General features: G+C 67.1%; 16 protein-coding genes. 7 read left to right on the plus strand and 9 right to left on the minus strand.

All coding sequences use genetic code 11. The features are described 5' to 3' along the window. Positions 1-8 precede the first annotated feature (8 nt). On the plus strand, positions 9-1,541 hold the full coding sequence (locus EV580_RS00945; RefSeq protein ID WP_133689288.1) for an MFS transporter: 1,533 nt from the start codon (positions 9-11) through the stop codon (positions 1,539-1,541). Positions 1,542-1,576: 35 nt separating this feature from the next. Beyond that, a complete protein-coding gene (locus EV580_RS00950; protein ID WP_133689289.1) occupies positions 1,577-1,765 on the plus strand; it encodes a hypothetical protein in 189 nt (62 codons plus the stop codon). Here the strand turns inward: EV580_RS00950 and EV580_RS00955 are convergent. Together EV580_RS00955 and EV580_RS00960 are read right to left on the minus strand one after the other, a co-directional pair. Further along, complete coding sequence (locus EV580_RS00955) at positions 1,762-2,160, minus strand: SRPBCC family protein (RefSeq protein WP_133689290.1); 399 nt, start codon at positions 2,158-2,160, stop codon at positions 1,762-1,764. The genes EV580_RS00950 and EV580_RS00955 overlap by 4 nt on opposite strands. After that, positions 2,153-2,491: a MerR family transcriptional regulator gene (locus EV580_RS00960; protein WP_133689291.1), complete on the minus strand. Its 339-nt coding sequence runs from the start codon at positions 2,489-2,491 to the stop codon at positions 2,153-2,155. Before EV580_RS00960 ends, EV580_RS00955 begins: the two co-directional genes overlap by 8 nt. Positions 2,492-2,550: 59 nt before the next feature. Between EV580_RS00960 and EV580_RS00965 the strand changes: the two genes are divergently transcribed. From EV580_RS00965 to EV580_RS00975, 3 genes are all read left to right on the plus strand, one after another. Beyond that, complete coding sequence (locus EV580_RS00965; protein WP_133689292.1) at positions 2,551-2,988, plus strand: PPOX class F420-dependent oxidoreductase; 438 nt, start codon at positions 2,551-2,553, stop codon at positions 2,986-2,988. 225 nt (positions 2,989-3,213) lie between these two features. Then, on the plus strand, positions 3,214-4,053 hold the full coding sequence (locus EV580_RS00970) for an extracellular catalytic domain type 1 short-chain-length polyhydroxyalkanoate depolymerase (RefSeq protein WP_133689293.1): 840 nt from the start codon (positions 3,214-3,216) through the stop codon (positions 4,051-4,053). 24 nt (positions 4,054-4,077) lie between these two features. Next, positions 4,078-4,881 carry a transglutaminase-like domain-containing protein gene (locus EV580_RS00975; RefSeq protein WP_255525637.1) on the plus strand — a complete coding sequence of 268 codons (804 nt, stop codon included), beginning with the start codon at positions 4,078-4,080 and terminating at the stop codon, positions 4,879-4,881. Here the strand turns inward: EV580_RS00975 and dnaE are convergent. Continuing rightward, positions 4,878-8,423 carry a DNA polymerase III subunit alpha gene (dnaE, locus tag EV580_RS00980; RefSeq protein WP_133689295.1) on the minus strand — a complete coding sequence of 1,182 codons (3,546 nt, stop codon included), beginning with the start codon at positions 8,421-8,423 and terminating at the stop codon, positions 4,878-4,880. The two genes, EV580_RS00975 and dnaE, sit on opposite strands and share 4 nt — an antisense overlap. A gap of 70 nt (positions 8,424-8,493) precedes the next feature. Between dnaE and EV580_RS00985 the strand changes: the two genes are divergently transcribed. After that, positions 8,494-8,859, plus strand: a complete 366-nt coding sequence (locus tag EV580_RS00985) for a YidH family protein (RefSeq protein WP_133689296.1) — start codon at positions 8,494-8,496, stop codon at positions 8,857-8,859. A 4-nt stretch (positions 8,860-8,863) separates the two neighbouring features. Next, a complete protein-coding gene (locus EV580_RS00990) occupies positions 8,864-9,202 on the plus strand; it encodes a DUF202 domain-containing protein (RefSeq protein ID WP_133689297.1) in 339 nt (112 codons plus the stop codon). Here the strand turns inward: EV580_RS00990 and EV580_RS00995 are convergent. From EV580_RS00995 to EV580_RS01020, 6 genes are read right to left on the minus strand one after another with little or no spacing between them, the layout of a single operon-like run. Beyond that, a complete protein-coding gene (locus EV580_RS00995) occupies positions 9,199-9,789 on the minus strand; it encodes a SecDF P1 head subdomain-containing protein (RefSeq protein ID WP_133689298.1) in 591 nt (196 codons plus the stop codon). The two genes, EV580_RS00990 and EV580_RS00995, sit on opposite strands and share 4 nt — an antisense overlap. Before the next feature lie 10 nt (positions 9,790-9,799). Beyond that, positions 9,800-11,008, minus strand: coding sequence for an MFS transporter (locus EV580_RS01000; RefSeq protein ID WP_133689299.1), 1,209 nt, complete (start codon positions 11,006-11,008; stop codon positions 9,800-9,802). Then, entirely contained in the window at positions 11,005-11,748 is a 744-nt protein-coding gene (gene narI / locus EV580_RS01005) for a respiratory nitrate reductase subunit gamma (protein ID WP_133689300.1), read from the minus strand. Before narI ends, EV580_RS01000 begins: the two co-directional genes overlap by 4 nt. Next, positions 11,745-12,347, minus strand: coding sequence for a nitrate reductase molybdenum cofactor assembly chaperone (narJ, locus tag EV580_RS01010; RefSeq protein WP_133689301.1), 603 nt, complete (start codon positions 12,345-12,347; stop codon positions 11,745-11,747). Before narJ ends, narI begins: the two co-directional genes overlap by 4 nt. Further along, entirely contained in the window at positions 12,344-13,993 is a 1,650-nt protein-coding gene (gene narH, locus EV580_RS01015; RefSeq protein ID WP_133689302.1) for a nitrate reductase subunit beta, read from the minus strand. Before narH ends, narJ begins: the two co-directional genes overlap by 4 nt. Beyond that, a complete protein-coding gene (locus EV580_RS01020) occupies positions 13,993-17,628 on the minus strand; it encodes a nitrate reductase subunit alpha (RefSeq protein WP_133689303.1) in 3,636 nt (1,211 codons plus the stop codon). The genes narH and EV580_RS01020 overlap by 1 nt, the downstream gene beginning before the upstream one ends. Positions 17,629-17,648: the final 20 nt, after the last annotated feature.

A 17,648-nucleotide genomic window follows, 5' to 3' on the forward strand; every position in this document is an offset into this window, starting at 1 on the left:
GGTTGCCCATGACCGTCGACGTCCGGCAGGTGCGGCCCGTCGCGATCCTCGCGGTGGTCCTGGTGGCCGCGCTGGCCATCAACGTCGAGACCACCATCGTCAATGTCGCTCTGCCAACCCTGAATTCGTCACTCGGCGCCTCGACCAAGGCGCTGCAATGGATCGTCGACGCCTACAACCTCGCCTTTGCCGCACTGGTGCTGGCCGGCGGTACCGTCGGCGACCGGTTCGGCCGCCGCCCCACCCTGATCGCCGGCCTGGTGCTGTTCGCACTCGGCAGCATCGGAGCCGCGCTGTGCACCTCGACCGGACCGCTGATCGCCATGCGGCTGGTGATGGGCGTGGCCTCGGCGCTGATCTTCCCCACAACGCTGGCGATCATCACCGACACGTTCCGCGATCCCCGGCAGCGGGCAGCCGCCATCGGGGTGTGGGGCGCGGTCACCGGGCTGGGCGTGGCCATCGGGCCGATCCTCGGCGGCGCCCTGTTGGAGGTGTTCTGGTGGGGCAGCCTGTTTCTCGCGCTGGCACCGATCGCCCTGGCCGCGGCGCTGGCCGCACCGTTCGTCATTCCCCGCGCCACCGCCGATCGACAGCACCGGCTGGATCGCGGCGGGCTCCTGCTGTCGGTGGTCATGCTGGGCGCGCTCGTCTACACGATCATCGAGGCGCCCGACCGTGGCTGGTCCAGCGCACCCACCCTCGCCGGGTTTGCCGTCGCGCTGGTGGCGGCGGTGGGCTTCGCGTGGTGGGAACGCGAGCAACAAGATCCTCTGATCGATGTCAGCCTGTTCACCAACCTGCGATTCAGCGCCGCCAGTGGCGCGGTGACCGTGGCCTTCTTCGCCCTGTTCGGCTTCATCTTCCTGATCACCCAGTTCATGCAACTGCTGCAGGGCTTCAGCCCACTGGAAACCGGTGTGCGCATCCTGCCGGTTGCACTGTCCATCGCCGTCGGCTCGATCCTGGGCACCCGGCTGGCGGTCACCAGGATCGGCACCAAAATCGTTGTCGTCGTTGGCCTTCTGCTACTGGCCGCGTCGTTCGGGTGGATCGCGGCGAGTGACCTCGGCATCACGTACCCGACGATGGCCGCCCAGATGGTGCTGCTCGGCGGCGGGCTCGGGCTCACCACCGCGCCCGCGACCGACTCGATCATGGGTGTGGTGCGACCGGAACAAGCCGGCGCCGGCTCGGCCGTCAACGACGCGACGCGTCAGGTCGGCGGCACGCTGGGCGTCGCGGTGATCGGCAGCATCTTCTCCACGCTCTACATCCGGCATCTGGGCGACAGCCAGGCGCTCGGTGCCATGCCGCCGGAGGCTCAGTCGACGGCCCGGGAGGGTCTGGCCCAGGGACTCGCGGTGTCCGCGCAGGCGCCGCCGCCGATCGCGGCGGCGGTGCGGGGAGCCGTCGACAACGCATTCCTGGCCGGGCTGCAGGCGGGGTGCCAGACCGCCGCCGCAGTGTGCCTGGCCGGCGCGGTGTTCGCGCTGGTCGCCCTGCCCGCCTACCCGAGAACCGCATTACCCGAATCCTAAGTTTCGGGTGCCCGAAAAAGTGCTATCGTCGACCCATGACGAGCATGGATCAGGTGCAGATCGCGGGCGTACCGTGGCCGCTGTACAAGCTCGTCGCGCTGGTCCTGGGCCTGATCGTGTTCGCGGTCGTCGGCCTGGTGACGGCGAGCGCGGCGCCGGCCGTGTTGCTGGCCGCGGGCACCTCCACCGTGGTGTGGCTGGTCTTCGGGCTGCGCCGCCGCTAACGCTCCAGCAGTCGTTTCAGCGTGGCCAGATCGGCCGTCACCGCAGCCGCGTCAGCGGCGTACTCGTCATCGGACATCTCCGGGCGCCGCCGCAGCGTGAACACCACCTCACACCATTGATCGCCGGCAGGGACCACCCGCAGCGGATTGAACACCTGCTCACCGGACGGCATCGTGACGACGTGGTCGAGCACACCGAGCTCGTTGGTCGGGCTGAACTCGATGGTGATCTCCCCCATCGGTGACTGCGCGACCCAGGTGTCGCCGACCAGCGTCAGCTCGCTGCGCGCCAGGCCGGCCGCCCATTCCGGCAAGTGCGCCGGATCGGCGGCATAGCGATACACGTCGATGGCCGAACGGTTGATCCATGCGCTGATGTGCTGGGACTCATTCACAGGCCATCGCCCACTCGATGATTTCCCGGGCACGCGCCAAAGTCGCCATCTGCAAATCGATTTCGGCGAGCTTGGCCTGTGCCAGCGCCCGGCTCTCCGGCCTGCCCGGCGCGTCGTCGTCGAGCAGCACGCCGATTTCGTCGAGCGTGAATCCGGCCGCCTTGCACAACCCGATCACCTCGAGGCGGGTCAGCACACCGTCGTCGTAGCGGCGCTGCCCGCCGGCCCGCGACGGCGCCGCCAGCAGTCCGATCTTTTCGTAGTACCGCAGTGTGGTCGGTGCGACGTCGGTGCGGCGCGCCACCTCCCCGATGGTCAATGCCGTGGTCATGTTCGCCTTCCGCCGCAATGCTTGACTTGGAGTCAACTCTAAGTCCTTGACTGTTCCCTATGAACTCCTTGCGTGCCAGCCGATACGCCTCGCTGCGGACCTACCGCCGCGACGGCCGACCCGTCGATACCCCGATCTGGTTCCAGCTGGACGGAACCACGCTGGTGTTCCGCACCAAGATCGGGCCGAAGACGAAGCGGATCGTCAACGACCCGCGGGTGGAGGTGAGGGCGTGCGATTACAAGGGCCGGGTGCCCGATGGCGTTCCCGTGGTGGCGGGAACGGCCACGGTACTGGCCGGCGAGGATGCCGAACGGGGCAATCGGCGGTTGAAGGCGCGCTATGGCTGGCAGTACAACCTGGTGCCGCTCCTGCCACTTCCCGGCGTCACGAACGTCGACGCCAGCCTGCCGTGGCGCGAGAAATGGGCTCGCCTGCGCAACCCGAACGTCTGGCCGGAGAGTGCGATCGTGCGGGTGGAGTTAGGCCCCGAGTAACAGCTGCACCGTCGCGCGTAGCTCGGCGAGCCGCTCCTGCCCCAGCACCTGCCGCCAATGCCGTTCGACGGCAAGAGCATTCGCCCGCATCACCTTAAGAGCCTGATGTCCGCGCGGCGTCTGTCTCGTCGGGAGAACGCACGATCGGCCAGGTCCGAAGCATGCAGCGCGCCCGCGGCCAGCGGCCAGCATGTGCATCTTGGTCGGAGGGGCGACGATGGTTCCATGCCGACTCGAGCCACCCGAACGTTGGCGATCGTCGCGATCAGTGCCGTGATCCTGGCAGTCGGGGGTTGTATGGGTGGCGGTCGGGCGACGGGCAGCCCCGAGCAGTCCACCCAGACGCTGTCCGTCGGCGGAGTGACCCGTTCGTTTCACATCTATCGACCCGCCGACATCTCCGGCCCCGCGCCACTCGTGGTGATGTTGCACGGTGGGTACGGCACCGGGGCACAGGCCGAACGCGCGTACCGCTGGGATGCCCAGGCAGATGACGGACATTTTGTCGTCGTCTATCCCGATGGGCTGGACCGGGCGTGGAACGCCGGCTCGTGCTGCGGCCTGCCCGCCCGATCCGGGGTCGACGACGTCGCATTCCTCAGCGCCATGGTCGGCGTGATCGAGCAGCAGATGCCGATCGACACCAGCCGGGTGTTCGCCACCGGCATGTCGAACGGGGCCATGATGGCGCTGCGGTTGGCCTGTCAGAGTTCACTTTTCGCTGCGGTCGCGCCCGTTGCGGGCACCCTGCTGACCGGCTGCTCCGGAGCGTCACCGACCTCGGTGCTGCAAATCCACGGCACCGCCGATGACCGGGTGCCGTACGGGGGTGGCCCCGGCCCAAGAGTCGACGGACCTTCGGTGGAGTCCGTGAACGCCACCTGGCGAACGATTGACGGCTGCGAACCGCCGGTCTCATCGAGCGACGGGGATGTCACGACGCAGCGAGCCGACTGCCCGGACGGCCGCGCCGTGGAGTTGATCACCATCGCCGGTGCCGGCCACCAGTGGCCCGGCGGTGCGACCGCCACGATCTGGCAGTTCTTCACCCAGCACCATCTGTAGCGCGCGGTTATGGTTGGGCACGTGCTGAAACGCGATGTGGGTGCGGAAATCGAGGTGGCGGTCACTGCGCCAACAACTTTGGAGTTCCAGATCGCGCTGGCACCGCTTCCCGGCGCGCGCGTTACCGAGTCGATCGAATACCGGCTCGACGGGAAACTCATCGGCCCCGATGAGATCATCGGCGACCATGGCACCCGGATCCACCGCTTCGAGGCGGGCGAGGGGACGGTGACCGCCAGCTACCGGGCCACCGTCGAGGGCCGGACCGGCCCACCTGCCGTCCGCGATATCGACCTGTTGACCTATCTGCGACCCAGTCGCTACGCCGAAGCCGACAAGTTCTTCGGCTACGCCGCCACCGAATTCGGCGAGTACGGGAGCTCGGTCACCTTATTGGAGAAGGTGTCGTCGTGGGTGGGGACGCGGTTGAACTACGTTCCGGGCTCGAGTGATCCGATCGACGGTGCCGCTGACACCCTGCTTGCGGGCGAGGGGGTGTGTCGCGACTACGCACATCTGGTGATCGCGCTTCTGCGTGCGGTCAACGTACCGGCGCGCCTGGTCGCGGTCTACGCCCCGGGCTGCGAGCCGATGGATTTTCACGCCGTGGCAGAGGCATTCGTCGACGGCGCCTGGCATGTCGTCGACGCCACGTGCCTGGCGCCTCGGCAATCGATGGTGCGGATCGCCACCGGCCGCGACGCGGCGGACACCGCATTCTTGGACAACCACAAAGGCGCGATCACGCTCAAGAACATGGAGGTCACCGCGGTCGTCGATGGCGCGTTGCCCTTCGACTCGGTGCACGATCTGGTGACGCTCTCCTAGCCGCCTAGGCAGCCGGGACCCAACAGCGCCTTCAGGTCACCCATCAGCGCCGAGGACGGCGTGACCCGCAGCGACTGATCGAGTTCCAGCGTGGTGATGCGATCGCCACTGATCAGCCGCAGATGCACCTGCGAGGTGCCGGGATGGCGGGCCAGCACCTGCTTGAGCGCGGTGACCTTATCGATGGTGCACTGTCGCGTCGGCAGGCTGACCGCCACCGGGCGGTCCACCTGCGCGTTCGAAAAGTCGGGCACCACAAGCTCATTGGCGATCAGTGAAATCCGGTCGTCCTGGATCCGTACCTTGCCGCCGACCAGCACCACCGCGTCGTCGGCGATCTCGGCGCCGAACAACGTGTAGGTCTGCGGGAAGAACATCACCTCGATACCACCGGTGAGGTCTTCCAACTGTGCTGAGGCCCAGGGCATTCCGTTCTTGTTGACCCGCCGGTTGACACCGGCCAGGATGCCGCCGACCCGCACCTGGGTGTCGTTGGCGACATCACCGCCGAGAATGGCGGGGATCTGGGTGTCGACCTGGGCGTTCAGCAGATGCGCGATCCCGTTGAGCGGATGCCCGGAGACATACAGCCCCAACATCTCCCGCTCGAGGGCGAGCTTGTGCTTGTCGTCCCACTCCTCGTCGGGAACCCGGATGGTGAACGCCGAATCACTGGAGTCCCCGTCATCCGAGCCGCCACCGAACAGGTCGAACTGTCCGATCGCCTCGGCCTTCTTGGTGCCCAGTACCGAATCGACCGCGTCGGTGTGGATCAGGAAGAGCCCCTTGCGGGGGTGGCTCAGCGAATCGAAAGCGCCTGCCTTGACCAGAGATTCGGTGACCTTCTTGTTGCAGGCCGCGATGTCGATCTTGTTCAGATAGTCCGAGAAGTCGGTGAACTTCCCCTTGTCGCTGCGGGTGGCGACCAGCGAGCTGACGACGTTGGCGCCGACGTTGCGGATGGCGCCCAGCCCGAACCGGATGTCGTTGCCCACCGAGGCGAAGTTCTGCACCGACTCGTTGACGTCGGGCGGCAGGACCGTGATGCCCAGCCGGCGGCAGTCGGCCAGGTATACCGCGGCCTTGTCCTTGTCGTCACCGACCGAGGTGAGCAGCCCGGCCATGTACTCGGCCGGGTAGTTCGCCTTGAGGTAGGCGGTCCAATAGGACACCAGCCCGTAACCGGCGGCGTGCGATTTGTTGAACGCGTATCCGGCGAACGGCAGGATGGTGTCCCAGAGCGCCTTGACCGCTTTCTCGGAGAAGCCGTTGGCGGTCATCCCCTCCTTGAAGCCCTGATATTCGGCTTCCAAGACCTCAAGCTTCTTCTTGCCCATGGCTTTTCGCAGCGCATCGGCCTTACCCATCGAATACGAGGCGACCTTCTGGGCGATGAACATGATCTGCTCTTGGTAGACGATCAGGCCGTACGTCTCGGCCAGGATCTCCTTGAGCGGTTCCTCCAGCTCCGGGTGGATCGGCTTGATCGCCTGCCGGTTGTTCTTGCGGTCGGCGTAGTCGTTGTGGGCGTTCATGCCCATCGGGCCGGGCCGGTACAGCGCGAGCACGGCGACGATGTCGTTGAACTCAGTAGGCTGCATGCGCCGCAGCAGATCTCGCATCGGCCCGCCGTCGAGCTGGAACACCCCGAGGGTGTCGCCGCGACCCAGCAGTTCGTAGGCTTTGGGGTCGTCGAACGGCAAGGTGTCGAGATCCAGGTCGATGCCGCGGTTGGCTTTGATGTTCTCGATGCAGTCACCGATGATCGTCAGGTTCCGCAGGCCGAGGAAGTCCATCTTCAACAGGCCGATGGCCTCGCACGACGGGTAGTCCCAGCCGGTGATGATCGCGCCGTCCTGGGCCCGCTTCCACAGTGGGATGGCTTCGATGAGCGGCTGCGAACTCATGATCACCGCGCACGCGTGCACACCGGCGTTGCGGACCAGGCCCTCCAGCCCGCGCGCGGTCTCGTAGATCGTGCGCACATCGGGATCGGTGTCGATCAGGGCGCGAACCTCGGCGGCCTCCTTGTACCGCTCGTGGTTCGGATCGGTGATCCCGGCCACCGAGATGTCCTTGGCCATGATCGGCGGCGGCAACGCCTTGGTGATCCGGTCGGCGATCGCGAAACCCGGCTGGCCGTAGTGGACCCGGGCCGAATCCTTCAGTGCCGCTTTGGTCTTGATGGTGCCGAAGGTGATGACCTGGGCGACCCGGTCACTCCCCCACTTCTCGGCGGCGTAGCGCACCATCTCGCCGCGGCGACGGTCGTCGAAGTCGATATCGATATCGGGTGCCGACGGGCGTTCGGGGTTGAGGAAGCGCTCGAACAGCAGGCCGTGCGGGATGGGGTCGATATTGGTGATGCCGAGTGCGTAGGCCACCAGCGACCCGGCGGCCGATCCACGGCCCGGCCCGACCCGGATGTCGATGGATCGCGCGTAATTGATCAGATCCGCGACGATCAGGAAGTACGACGGGAAGCCCTTGCCGCAGATGACGTCGATCTCGTAGCTGGCGCGCTCGGTGTACTCCGGTGGCACCGCATCCGGAAAGCGCCGCCGCAGACCGGCTTCGACCTCGTGGCGAAGCCAGCTGCCCTGGTCGTGGCCGTCGGGCACCGGGAAGATCGGCATCCGGTCGGTCGGGGTCCAGACGTCGGCGTAGGACTGCACCCGCTCGCCGATCAGCAGCGTCGAATCGCAGGCCTCGGGCACCTCGGAGTCCCACAGGGCGCGCATCTCGGCCGCCGACTTGAGGAAGTAGCCGTCACCGTCGAACTTGAAGCGGTTGGGATCCGAGAGCGTCTTGCCGGTCTGGATGCACAGCAGCGCTTCGTGGTTGTGCGACGCATCGCGGGTGACGTAGTGGCAGTCGTTGGTGGCCAGCGCCGGGATGCCCAGCTTGCGGCCGACCTCCAGCAGGCCCTCACGGACCCGGCGCTCGATCGACAGCCCGTGGTCCATCAACTCCAGGAAATAGTTCTCCCGCCCGAAGATCTCCTGCCACTTGGCGGCCGCGGCCAGCGCTTCGTCGACGTGGCCGAGGCGCAGCCGGGTCTGCACCTCACCGGACGGGCAGCCGGTGGTGGCGATGATGCCCTCGGCATGCTCGGCGATGATCTCGGCATCCATCCGCGACCACTTACCGAGCTGACCCTCGAACGAGGCCAGCGTCGACAGCTTGAACAGGTTGCGCAGGCCGGTGGCGTTCTCGGCGACCATCGTCATGTGCGTGTAGGAGCCGCTACCCGACACGTCGTCGCTCTTCTGGCCCGGATCACCCCACAGGACCCGGCGGGTGTCGAACCGCGAACCGGGCGCGATGTAGGCCTCGACGCCGATGATCGGCTTGATGCCCACCTTGGTGGCCGCGTTGTAGAACTCGCTGGCCCCGAACATGTTTCCGTGGTCGGTCATGCCGATCGCGGGCATCTCGAGGCGCTGCGCCTCGGCGAGCATGGGCGAGATCTTCGCGGCACCGTCGAGCATCGAGTACTCGGTGTGGTTGTGAAGGTGTACGAAGGAGTCGTTCTTACCCATAGGCCCGTCAGTCTAGGGCCGCGGACCGACAGCCTTCGGCGTGTCGCGGTACGTGTCTAGGGTGATCCTCATGTTCACGCCCAAACCCCCGCTGCGCAGCGTGGGCACCGACCCCGACTACCGGTTCACGTTGGCCAACGAGCGGACGTTTCTGGCCTGGCTGCGCACCGGGCTGGCGCTGCTGGCCGGCGCCGTCGCGCTGGCCAGTCTGGTGCACGATTTCGGTCCGCGCCCGTTCCGGATCGCGATCACGGTCCTGCTGCTGGCGTTGTCCCTGACCGTCACGATCGGCGCCTACGCGCGCTGGGATCGCACCGAGCGGGCCCTGCGGGAGAAGCGGCCCCTGCCCACCGATCCGCTGCCCAGGATCATCGTCTCCGGGGTCGGGATCATCATCGTGGCCGCCGCCGTGCTGGTCTACCTCGCCGAGTTCTGAGTAGATGGACGATCCCGACTCAGAACTGCTGGACGCGGCCGGTGTCGCCGAGCGGACCGCACTGGCATGGCAGCGCACGATCATCGGGGTGCTCGCCGTCGGCGCATTGGTGGTCCGCTGGAGCATCGTCGAGCGGTTCCCGGCATGGCCGGGCGTCGTGCTGACCGCAGCGGCCGCGCTGGCGACCCTTGTTCTGGTCCGGCAGCGCTATCGGCGGGTGCGCGACACCGTGATGGCCGGACAGACCCCGCTGTCGCGCTACGTCGTGCCGGGCGCCACCGCGCTCATGGTCGTGATCGTGGTGGGCGTCGGCGGGGGAATCCTGCTGGAATACGCCAGCTAGGCCTCGTCCTTAAGCATCCTGGCGATCTCGGCGGCCTGCTCGGCCGTCACCTCGCCGGACAGCTGAAGGACCTCGCCGTCGATCTTCTCGGTGATCTTCGGCGCCCACACGACCACACCGGCCCGCACGAACGCGACCTGCTGGTCGATGTGCGAGGCCGTGTAGTCCGCGAACGCGCGAGCCGATTCCTCGGTCATCGTGACCTGCACGATCTGCTTGGCGGTCAGCGGGTTCAGGAACGAATCGACATCGGTCAGTTGGAGCGTCAGCACCTCCGGCCCCAGGTCGAACAGCGCGGATTTCAGGATGTCGCAGATCTTCAGCGGCGCGTCCGGCGGCGTCGGGGGCGGCGGATCGCAGTCGCCCGGGCGCACGACGTAGGCCCCGTTCACCGACCGCAGCTGCAGCGGCTTGATGGTCAGCACCGGCGGCGTGGTCGTGGTGGGCGTCGGCGTCAACATCGCGTCCTGCTGGTTGCCCCTGAGGATGGGAACCAGCACGGCAAGGCCCGGCACCACGATCGCCACCGCGGCCAGTGCGGCGACGATCGCGATCATGATCCGTCGGCGGCGGACATTGTCGGTCATGCGCGTGAAGCTACCGGACGGGGCGCGCGTCCTTGATCCCAAACCGGGCGAACAGCATCGCGGCGAGGGCGACCAGAGTCAGCAACGCCAGCCCGATCCCATACCCGGGCAGCAGCAACTCGTAGGTGGCGCCCATGATCAGTGGCGGGAAGTAGCCGCCCAGCCCTCCTGCCGCGCCGACCAATCCGGTGACGCTGCCGACACGTTCCGGCGGCGCCAGCCGGGCGACCCAGGCGAAGACGCCACCGGTGCCAAGGCCGAGAAAGAACGCGAGACCGACGAAGTCGACGCCGGCCGGCCATTCCAGCGGCGGTTGAAAGGCGACGACGGCGGCCAGCACGGCCGTGCCTAGCAGCGAGATGCTGACGACGGTCCGGGGGCTGATCCGGTCGGACAGGATGCCACCGATCGGGCGTGCGACGACGGCCGCGATCGCAAAGCCGGCGGTGCGGGTACCGGCCCCGGCGAGATCGAAGGAATAGATGTCCTTCAGATAGGTGGGCAGGTAGGTGGAGAACGCGACGAATCCGCCGAACACCACGCCATACAGCAGCGCCATCTGCCAGGTGACCGGAAGCTTCAGTGCCGCACGCAGTTTCGGCAGCACCGGGTCGAGGTTTGGCACGTATTTCGGCGAGTTGCGCATCCCGAACCAGCACAGCGCCGCGGTGGCGAGCAGTGCCACGGCCAGGATCACGTGTGTGGCGGTGTAGCCGAACCAGTTGACGAACCTCGGGGTGAACGCCGAGGACAACGCGGTGCCACCCATTCCGGCCCCGAAGACGCCGGTGGCGAAGCCACGCCGGCTCGGCGAGTACCACTGGTTGACGAATGGGATGCCGATCGCGAACGTGGTGCCGGCCAGGCCGAGCAAAAAGCCGAACACCAGCATCAGGGTGAACGATCCGGCGTTGCCCGCGAACGCCACCAGCAGGACCAGTGGCGCGGTGGCGGCGGTGACGACCGGGAACATCAGCCGCCCGCCGTAGTGGTCGGTGAGGGCGCCCACCGGGATGCGGCCGAGTGCCCCGACCAACACCGGTGTGGCGATCAGCAACGCCTTCTGGTTGCTGTTCAGGTGCATGTGCTCGGCGTAGCGAACGGCCAACGGGCCGATGACGTTCCACGCCCAGAAAGTCACCGCGAACGCCCATGTCGCCAGGGCCAGGTTGCGTCCCCGGCCGGCGAGGGCCACTTCTTGGATCTCAGAGGTGCTCATCGGTCTCGATCCGCCGTGCCGACTGCGCTCCACGCGGTGCGCGTGGCGCGGGTGCCTACCGGCCGCTGGTCACGCGAGCGGTAGACGATGTAGGGCCGGAACAGGTAGTGCACCGGCGCGGTGAACGCGTGAACGAGCCGCGTGTAGGGCCACACCGCGAAGAGCAGCATGCCCACCAGCGCATGGATGTGGAACTGGATCGGCGCGGCGGCCATGGCCGCGACGTCGGGCCGCAGGATCAGCACCGAGCGGAACCACGGCGCGACGGTGTCGCGGTAGTTGTGCGCCTCATGACCGGCCCCGATCGCGACGACCGTGGTCCACAGACCCAGAACGATCGCGCCCACCAGCAGCACGTACATCACCTTGTCGTTGCTGGTCGTGGCCATGAACACCGGACCGGTGGTGCGGCGCCGGTACACCAGGATCACGATCCCGGTCAGGGTGCACACGCCCGCGATGGCGCCCAGCGACAGGGCCATCGCGTGGTACAGGGTCTCGTTGACGCCGATGGCCTCGGTCCACGACTGCGGAATCAGCAGACCCACCACGTGGCCGACGATCACCACCAGGATGCCGAAGTGGAACAGCGGCGAGCCGATCCGCAGCAGACGCGACTCGTACAGCTGCGACGACCGTGTGGTCCACCCGAACTTGTCGTAGCGGTAGCGCCAGATCGAGCCACCGACCAGGCTCCCGATGCACAGGTAGGGCAACACACCCCAGAGCAGAATGTTCATGGCCTCCCCTGGTAACCGGTCAGGCCCACCAGCTCGGTGGGTGGGGGTTGCGTCGCGGCGGCCTGGCCGGCCGGCACTGTCTCGCAGACGGCGGCGACGGCATGAGCGTAAGGACTGTGCTTGTCCTGCAGGCTCTTCCGGAGCATGTCGAGGCTGGGCCGATATTCGGTGAGCAGCGCGCGGCCGGCGTCGAGGTCGGCGCGGGCGGCGAACTCCAGCACCAGCGGAAGGTAGTCCGGCAGTTCGCCGTGGGTATCCATGACCGCGCCGGCGGAGCGGTAGACGGCCTTGAATCGGGCGAGCACCTCGCCGCGGCGGCGGGTATCGCCGTCGGACCAATAGGAAAGGTAGAGAGCATGTTTCGCGCTGAAGTCGAACGTGTCGATGTAGCCGCGCTGGAGCTCGCTCAGCGAGCTGGAGCCCAGTTCGGTGAGCAGTTGGCACAGCAGCGCGACGGGTGACGAGTCGTCTTGCCCGGCCAGTGCCGCCGCACAGACCGGGAGCGACTCGACGAAATCAGCCGTCGGGTAGTCCAGGCACCGGGAGGCGACCAGGTAGGTCACCCGGTCATCGCGAGCCTTGCCGCGACGCCCGATCACGGGAACATGCCTGTCGGCGTGCCGTTGCCGTCCCAGTTCAGCAGGTTCACCCGTTCGGTCCGCAAGTCGTCGCCGGATGCTGCGACATCGGTGCGCTGGCGCTGGCGCAGCGCGGCGAACGTCTCGACCGCGACGGGTGTGGGCCGCCCGCTGGCCTCGCCGAACGGACCCGACGCGTACATCCCCGGGCCCTCGTCGAAGTCAAGGGAGCAGCCCATCTCCTCGAGTTCGTGAGCCTGCTCCTGATATGCGGTCGGGATCACATAGCGCTCTTCGTATTTCGCGATCGCCATCAGCCGGTACATCTCGTAGACGGCCTCCTCGGACATACCGACGCTGGCGGCGATCGCGGGATCGCCCTCGCCGCGCAGGGTGACCCCACGCATGTAGGACCGCATCGCCGCCAGCTTGCGCAACACGTCGGTGATGATGTCGGTGCGACCCGCGGTGAACAGCTCGGCCAGATACTCCACCGGGATGCGCAGCGCCTCGATCGCACCGAACAGGTTCGCGTGGTCCTCCCCGTCATGGCCCTGCGAGCTCAGCACGTCGACCACCGGCGACAGCGGCGGGACGTACCACACCATCGGCATGGTGCGGTATTCCGGGTGCAGCGGCAGCGCGACCTGGTAAACCTTGGCGAGCGCATAGACCGGTGACCGGCGCGCGGCCTGCAACCAGTCGTCGGGGATGCCGTCGCGCCGCGCCGCCGCCGCCACCTCGGGATCGTTCGGGTCCAGGATCACGTCGAGCTGCGCCTGGTACAGCTCACCGGGATCGGTGGTCGCCGCGGCCTGTCCCACCCGATCGACGTCGTAGAGGAACAGGCCCAGGTAGCGCAACCGCCCGACGCAGGTTTCGGCGCACACCGTCGGCAGGCCGACCTCGATGCGGGGATAACACAGCGTGCATTTCTCGGCCTTGCCCGATCGGTGGTTGAAATAGATCTTCTTGTAGGGGCAGCCGGTGATGCACTGCCGCCACCCGCGGCAGCGGTCCTGGTCGACCAGCACGATGCCGTCCTCGGCGCGTTTGTAGATCGCCCCGGACGGGCAGGACGCCATGCACGACGGATTCAGGCAGTGCTCGCAGATCCGGGGCAGGTAGAACATGAACGTCTTCTCGAGTTCGAAGCGGACCTTCTCCTCGGACTGCCTGCGGACCTTCTCGACGATCGGGTCACGGTCACCGTATTCGCTTGCCCCACCGAGGTTGTCGTCCCAGTTCGCGGACCACGTGACTGCGGTGTCCTCCCCCGTGATCAGCGATTTCGGCCGGGCCACCGGGAAGTCGTCACCCAGCGGGGCGTCGACGAGCGTCTGATAGTCGTAGGTCCACGGCTCGTAATAGTCGGCAAGCTCGGGCTGCACGGGGCTGGCGAAGATCCCCAACAACTTGGCCAGCCGGCCACCGGATTTCGGGCGCAGTTTGCCGCGGCGGTTCAGCTCCCAGCCACCGCGCCAGCGGTCCTGATCCTCATACCGGCGCGGATAGCCCTGCCCGGGGCGGGTTTCCACGTTGTTGAACCACACGTACTCGGTGCCGGCCCGGTTGGTCCAGGCCTGCTTGCACGTCACCGAGCAGGTGTGGCAACCGATGCATTTGTCGAGGTTCATCACCATGCCCATCTGGGCCATCACCTTCATCAGTAGCTCACCTCCTGGGTTCGCTTGCGTACGGTGGCGACGATGTCGCGCTGATTGCCGGTCGGCCCCAGATAATTGAAGGTGTACGACAATTGGGCGTACCCGCCGATGAGATGAGTGGGCTTGACCAGCAGCCGGGTCACCGAATTGTGGATGCCGCCGCGGCGACCGGTGGCCACCGACTTGGGGACGTCGATGGTGCGCTCCTGGGCGTGGTGCACGTAGACCAATCCGTCGGGGATGCGGTGTGACACGATCGCCCGTCCGACGAAAACGCCGTTGGCGTTGACACATTCGACCCAGTCGTTGTCGCCGACGTCGATGGCGGCCGCGTCGCCGGTGCTCATCCAGACTGTCGGACCGCCGCGCGACAGCGACAGCATCAGGAGGTTGTCCTGATACTCCGAGTGAATCGACCACTTGTTGTGCGGCGTCAGGTAGCGCACCGTCACCTGCGCGGAACCGTCCGCACCGAGACGCGGTTCATCGAACAACCGGTGCATGTCCAGCGGCGGGCGGTAGATGGGGAGTGCCTCACCGGCGTCCTGAAGCCAGTCGTGATCGAGGTAGAAGTGCATCCGTCCGGTCAGCGTGTGGAAGGGCTTGAGCCGCTCGATGTTCACGGTGAACGGCGCGTAGCGCCGGCCCCCGGTCTCCGAGCCGGACCACTCCGGCGAGGTGATCACCGGAACGGGTGCGCGCTGAGTGTCGGCGAAGGTGATGCGCTTCTCGTCGGATCCCTCGGCCAGGTCGTGCAGCTGCTTGCCGACCCGCTCCTCGAGGCTGCGGAAGCCTGCAACGGCCAACGCGCCGTTGGTGGTTCCCGAGAACGCCAGAATGGCTTCGGCGAGCTTGGCGTCGGTGTCGATAGCCGGTCTGCCGTCGCCGGCCCCGCCGAGCATCACTCCGTTCTTGGCGGCCAGCCGTGCGGTTTCCTCGGCCATCGGGAAGGTCACGTTCTTGACCGTGAATCCCGCGGTGTCCGCGAGCGGCCCGACGCTGGCGAGTTTGTCGGCGATAGCGGTGTAATCCCGTTCGACAATCGTGTAGACCGGTGCAGTAGGCCCGGGCGAAGGAGTCTCGCCGGGGGTGTCGTGCAGGAGCGGAACACTGACCAGATCCCTGCGGACACCCAGATGGGTGCGGGCGAGCTCGGAGAACCGCTGGGCCAGAAGGTGAAACGCGTCGAAGTCGGTCCTGGCTTCCCACGGCGGGTCGATCGCCGGAGTGAACGCGTGCACGAACGGGTGCATGTCGGTCGAGCTGAGGTCGTGCTTCTCATACCAGGTCGCGGCCGGTAGCACGACGTCGGACAACAAGGTCGTCGACGTCATCCGAAAATCGGCCGACACCAGCAGGTCGAGTTTGCCTTCTGGAGCGGCGTCATGCCAGACGACACCGGAAGGTCTTGGCGCGGCTGGATTCTCCTCACCGAGCACGTTGTGATGGGTGCCGAGAAGATGCCGCAGGAAGTACTCATTGCCCTTGGCCGAGCTGCCCATCAGATTCGACCGCCACAGCACCAGGGTGCGCGGCCAGTTCTGCGGGGCGTCGATGTCCCGGATCGCCGGTTGTAGCCGCCCGTCAGCCAGTGCGGAGGCGACGTAGGCGGCGGCGTTGTCTGCCGTGCCGGCGTCGACGGCGGCCTGGGCATCCTGGGCGACCTGCAGCGGGTTGGTGCTGAACTGCGGATAGAACGGCATCCAGCCGTTGGCGGCCGAGGTGGCGATCGCGTCGGCGGTGTGCGCGCCGGCCAGATGTCCTTGGGCCAGTGGCGAATTCAGTGAATCGGCGAGGTACCCGTCGTTGCGCCACTGGTCGGTGTGCATATACCAGTACGACGTGCCCGGCATGGTCCGCGGCGGGCGCGACCAGTCCAGCGCGTTGGCCAGCGAGATCCAGCCGGTGATCGGCCGGCACTTCTCCTGCCCGACGTAGTGCGCCCAGCCGCCGCCGTTGCGGCCCATGCAGCCGGTCAGGATCAGCAGCGCCAGGATCGACCGGTAGGTCACGTCACCGTGGAACCACTGGCAGATGCCGGCTCCCATGATGATCATCGACCGGCCTTGGGACTGTTCGCTGTTGGTGGCGAATTCGCGAGCGATGCGGATGCATTGGGCGGCAGGAACATTCGTGATGGTCGCTTGCCACGCCGGGGTGTACGGAGCGTCCGCGTCGTCGTAGCCGTCGGGCCACTGCCCGGGAAGACCCGGCCGGGATACCCCGTACTGGGCCAGCATGAGGTCGAAGACCGTGGTCACCAGGTGCCCCCCGACCACGCGCGCCGGCACGCCGCGTCGCAGCACCGAGCCGCTGCCGTCCGGCGCGTCGAACGCCGGCAGTAACACCTCGACTGCGCTCGCACCGTCGCCCGCCAGCGTCAGTGCGGGGCTGACACCGTCGAGGTCGAGATTCCATCGGCCCTTGCCCGACTCGGCGTAGCGGAAACCGATCGATCCGTTGGGCACCACCGGTGCACCGGTGTTCTCGTCGAGAAGGACTGTCTTCCAGGCATCTTCGGGCGCCGACCCGCCGGCCAGATCGGCGGCGGTGAGGAACTTGCCCGGTACGTGGGCGTCGTCGTGCGGCTCCAGCCTGATCAGGAACGGCAGGTCGGTATAGGTGCGGACGTAGTCCGTGAAGAACGGGACGCTGCGTTCCACGAAGAACTCGGTGAGCAGCACATGACCCATCGCCATCGCCAACGCGGCATCGGTGCCGGGCGCAGCGGGCATCCACTCGTCGGCGAACTTCGTGTTGTCGGCGTAGTCGGGGCTGACGGTCACGACTTTCGTTCCGCGGTACCGCACCTCGGCCATCCAGTGCGCGTCCGGGGTGCGGGTCACCGGGACATTGGACCCCCACATCATCAGGTAGGTGGCGTCCCACCAGTCCCCCGACTCCGGCACATCGGTCTGGTCGCCGAACACCTGCGGGCTGGCGACCGGCAGGTCGGCATACCAGTCGTAGAACGACGTCATGACGCCGCCGATCAGCTGGATGAAACGCGTTCCCACACAATGCGACACCATCGACATCGCGGGGATCGGCGAGAACCCGGCGCACCGGTCCGGGCCGTACTGGTCGATGGTGCTGACATGCGCGGCCGCGGCGATCTCGACGGCCTCCTGCCAGGACGCCCGGACCAAGCCGCCCTTGCCCCGGGCCTGCTGATAGCGCGTGCGGCGGTCGGGGTCGCCGGTGATGTCCCGCCAGGCCAGTACCGGATCGCCCAGTCGCTCCTTGGCCTCCCGGTACATCTCGAGCAGCACCCCGCGCACGTAGGGGTGGCGGACCCGGGTCGGCGAGTAGGTGTACCAGGAGAAGGCGGCACCGCGCGGACAGCCGCGCGGCTCGTACTCCGGGCGGTCCGGACCGACCGACGGATAGTCGGTCTCCTGCATCTCCCACGTGATGATGCCGTCCTTGACGTACACCTTCCACGAACAGGATCCGGTGCAGTTCACCCCGTGGGTGGACCGGACCACCTTGTCATGGCTCCACCGATCGCGATAGAAGACATCGCCGGCGCGGCCACCGCGGCGAAAGACCGCCCGGCCGTCATCCGACTCCGTCCAGCCGGTGACAAAACGGCCGAGCTTCAGCAGTGCCTCGGAGCCAGGATCCCCGCCCATCCCGCCAATTGTGTCGGCGT

It is taken from the genome of Mycobacterium sp. BK086 (genome assembly GCA_004362315.1).
Taxonomy (GTDB): Bacteria; Actinomycetota; Actinomycetes; order Mycobacteriales; family Mycobacteriaceae; genus Mycobacterium.

What these genes read in the sequence shown, in the direction of transcription:
- narH (WP_133689302.1), bottom strand. Translation starts at nt 13,993, where the DNA reads ATGAAGGTGATGGCCCAGATGGGCATGGTGATGAACCTCGACAAATGC.
- EV580_RS00985 (WP_133689296.1), top strand. Translation starts at nt 8,494, where the DNA reads ATGTTCACGCCCAAACCCCCGCTGCGCAGCGTGGGCACCGACCCCGAC.
- EV580_RS00990 (WP_133689297.1), top strand. Translation starts at nt 8,864, where the DNA reads ATGGACGATCCCGACTCAGAACTGCTGGACGCGGCCGGTGTCGCCGAG.
- EV580_RS00945 (WP_133689288.1), top strand. Translation starts at nt 9, where the DNA reads ATGACCGTCGACGTCCGGCAGGTGCGGCCCGTCGCGATCCTCGCGGTG.
- narI (WP_133689300.1), bottom strand. Translation starts at nt 11,748, where the DNA reads ATGAACATTCTGCTCTGGGGTGTGTTGCCCTACCTGTGCATCGGGAGC.
- EV580_RS00960 (WP_133689291.1), bottom strand. Translation starts at nt 2,491, where the DNA reads ATGACCACGGCATTGACCATCGGGGAGGTGGCGCGCCGCACCGACGTC.
- EV580_RS01020 (WP_133689303.1), bottom strand. Translation starts at nt 17,628, where the DNA reads ATGGGCGGGGATCCTGGCTCCGAGGCACTGCTGAAGCTCGGCCGTTTT.
- EV580_RS00965 (WP_133689292.1), top strand. Translation starts at nt 2,551, where the DNA reads ATGAACTCCTTGCGTGCCAGCCGATACGCCTCGCTGCGGACCTACCGC.
- EV580_RS01000 (WP_133689299.1), bottom strand. Translation starts at nt 11,008, where the DNA reads ATGAGCACCTCTGAGATCCAAGAAGTGGCCCTCGCCGGCCGGGGACGC.
- EV580_RS00950 (WP_133689289.1), top strand. Translation starts at nt 1,577, where the DNA reads ATGACGAGCATGGATCAGGTGCAGATCGCGGGCGTACCGTGGCCGCTG.
- EV580_RS00995 (WP_133689298.1), bottom strand. Translation starts at nt 9,789, where the DNA reads ATGACCGACAATGTCCGCCGCCGACGGATCATGATCGCGATCGTCGCC.
- EV580_RS00970 (WP_133689293.1), top strand. Translation starts at nt 3,214, where the DNA reads ATGCCGACTCGAGCCACCCGAACGTTGGCGATCGTCGCGATCAGTGCC.
- dnaE (WP_133689295.1), bottom strand. Translation starts at nt 8,423, where the DNA reads ATGGGTAAGAACGACTCCTTCGTACACCTTCACAACCACACCGAGTAC.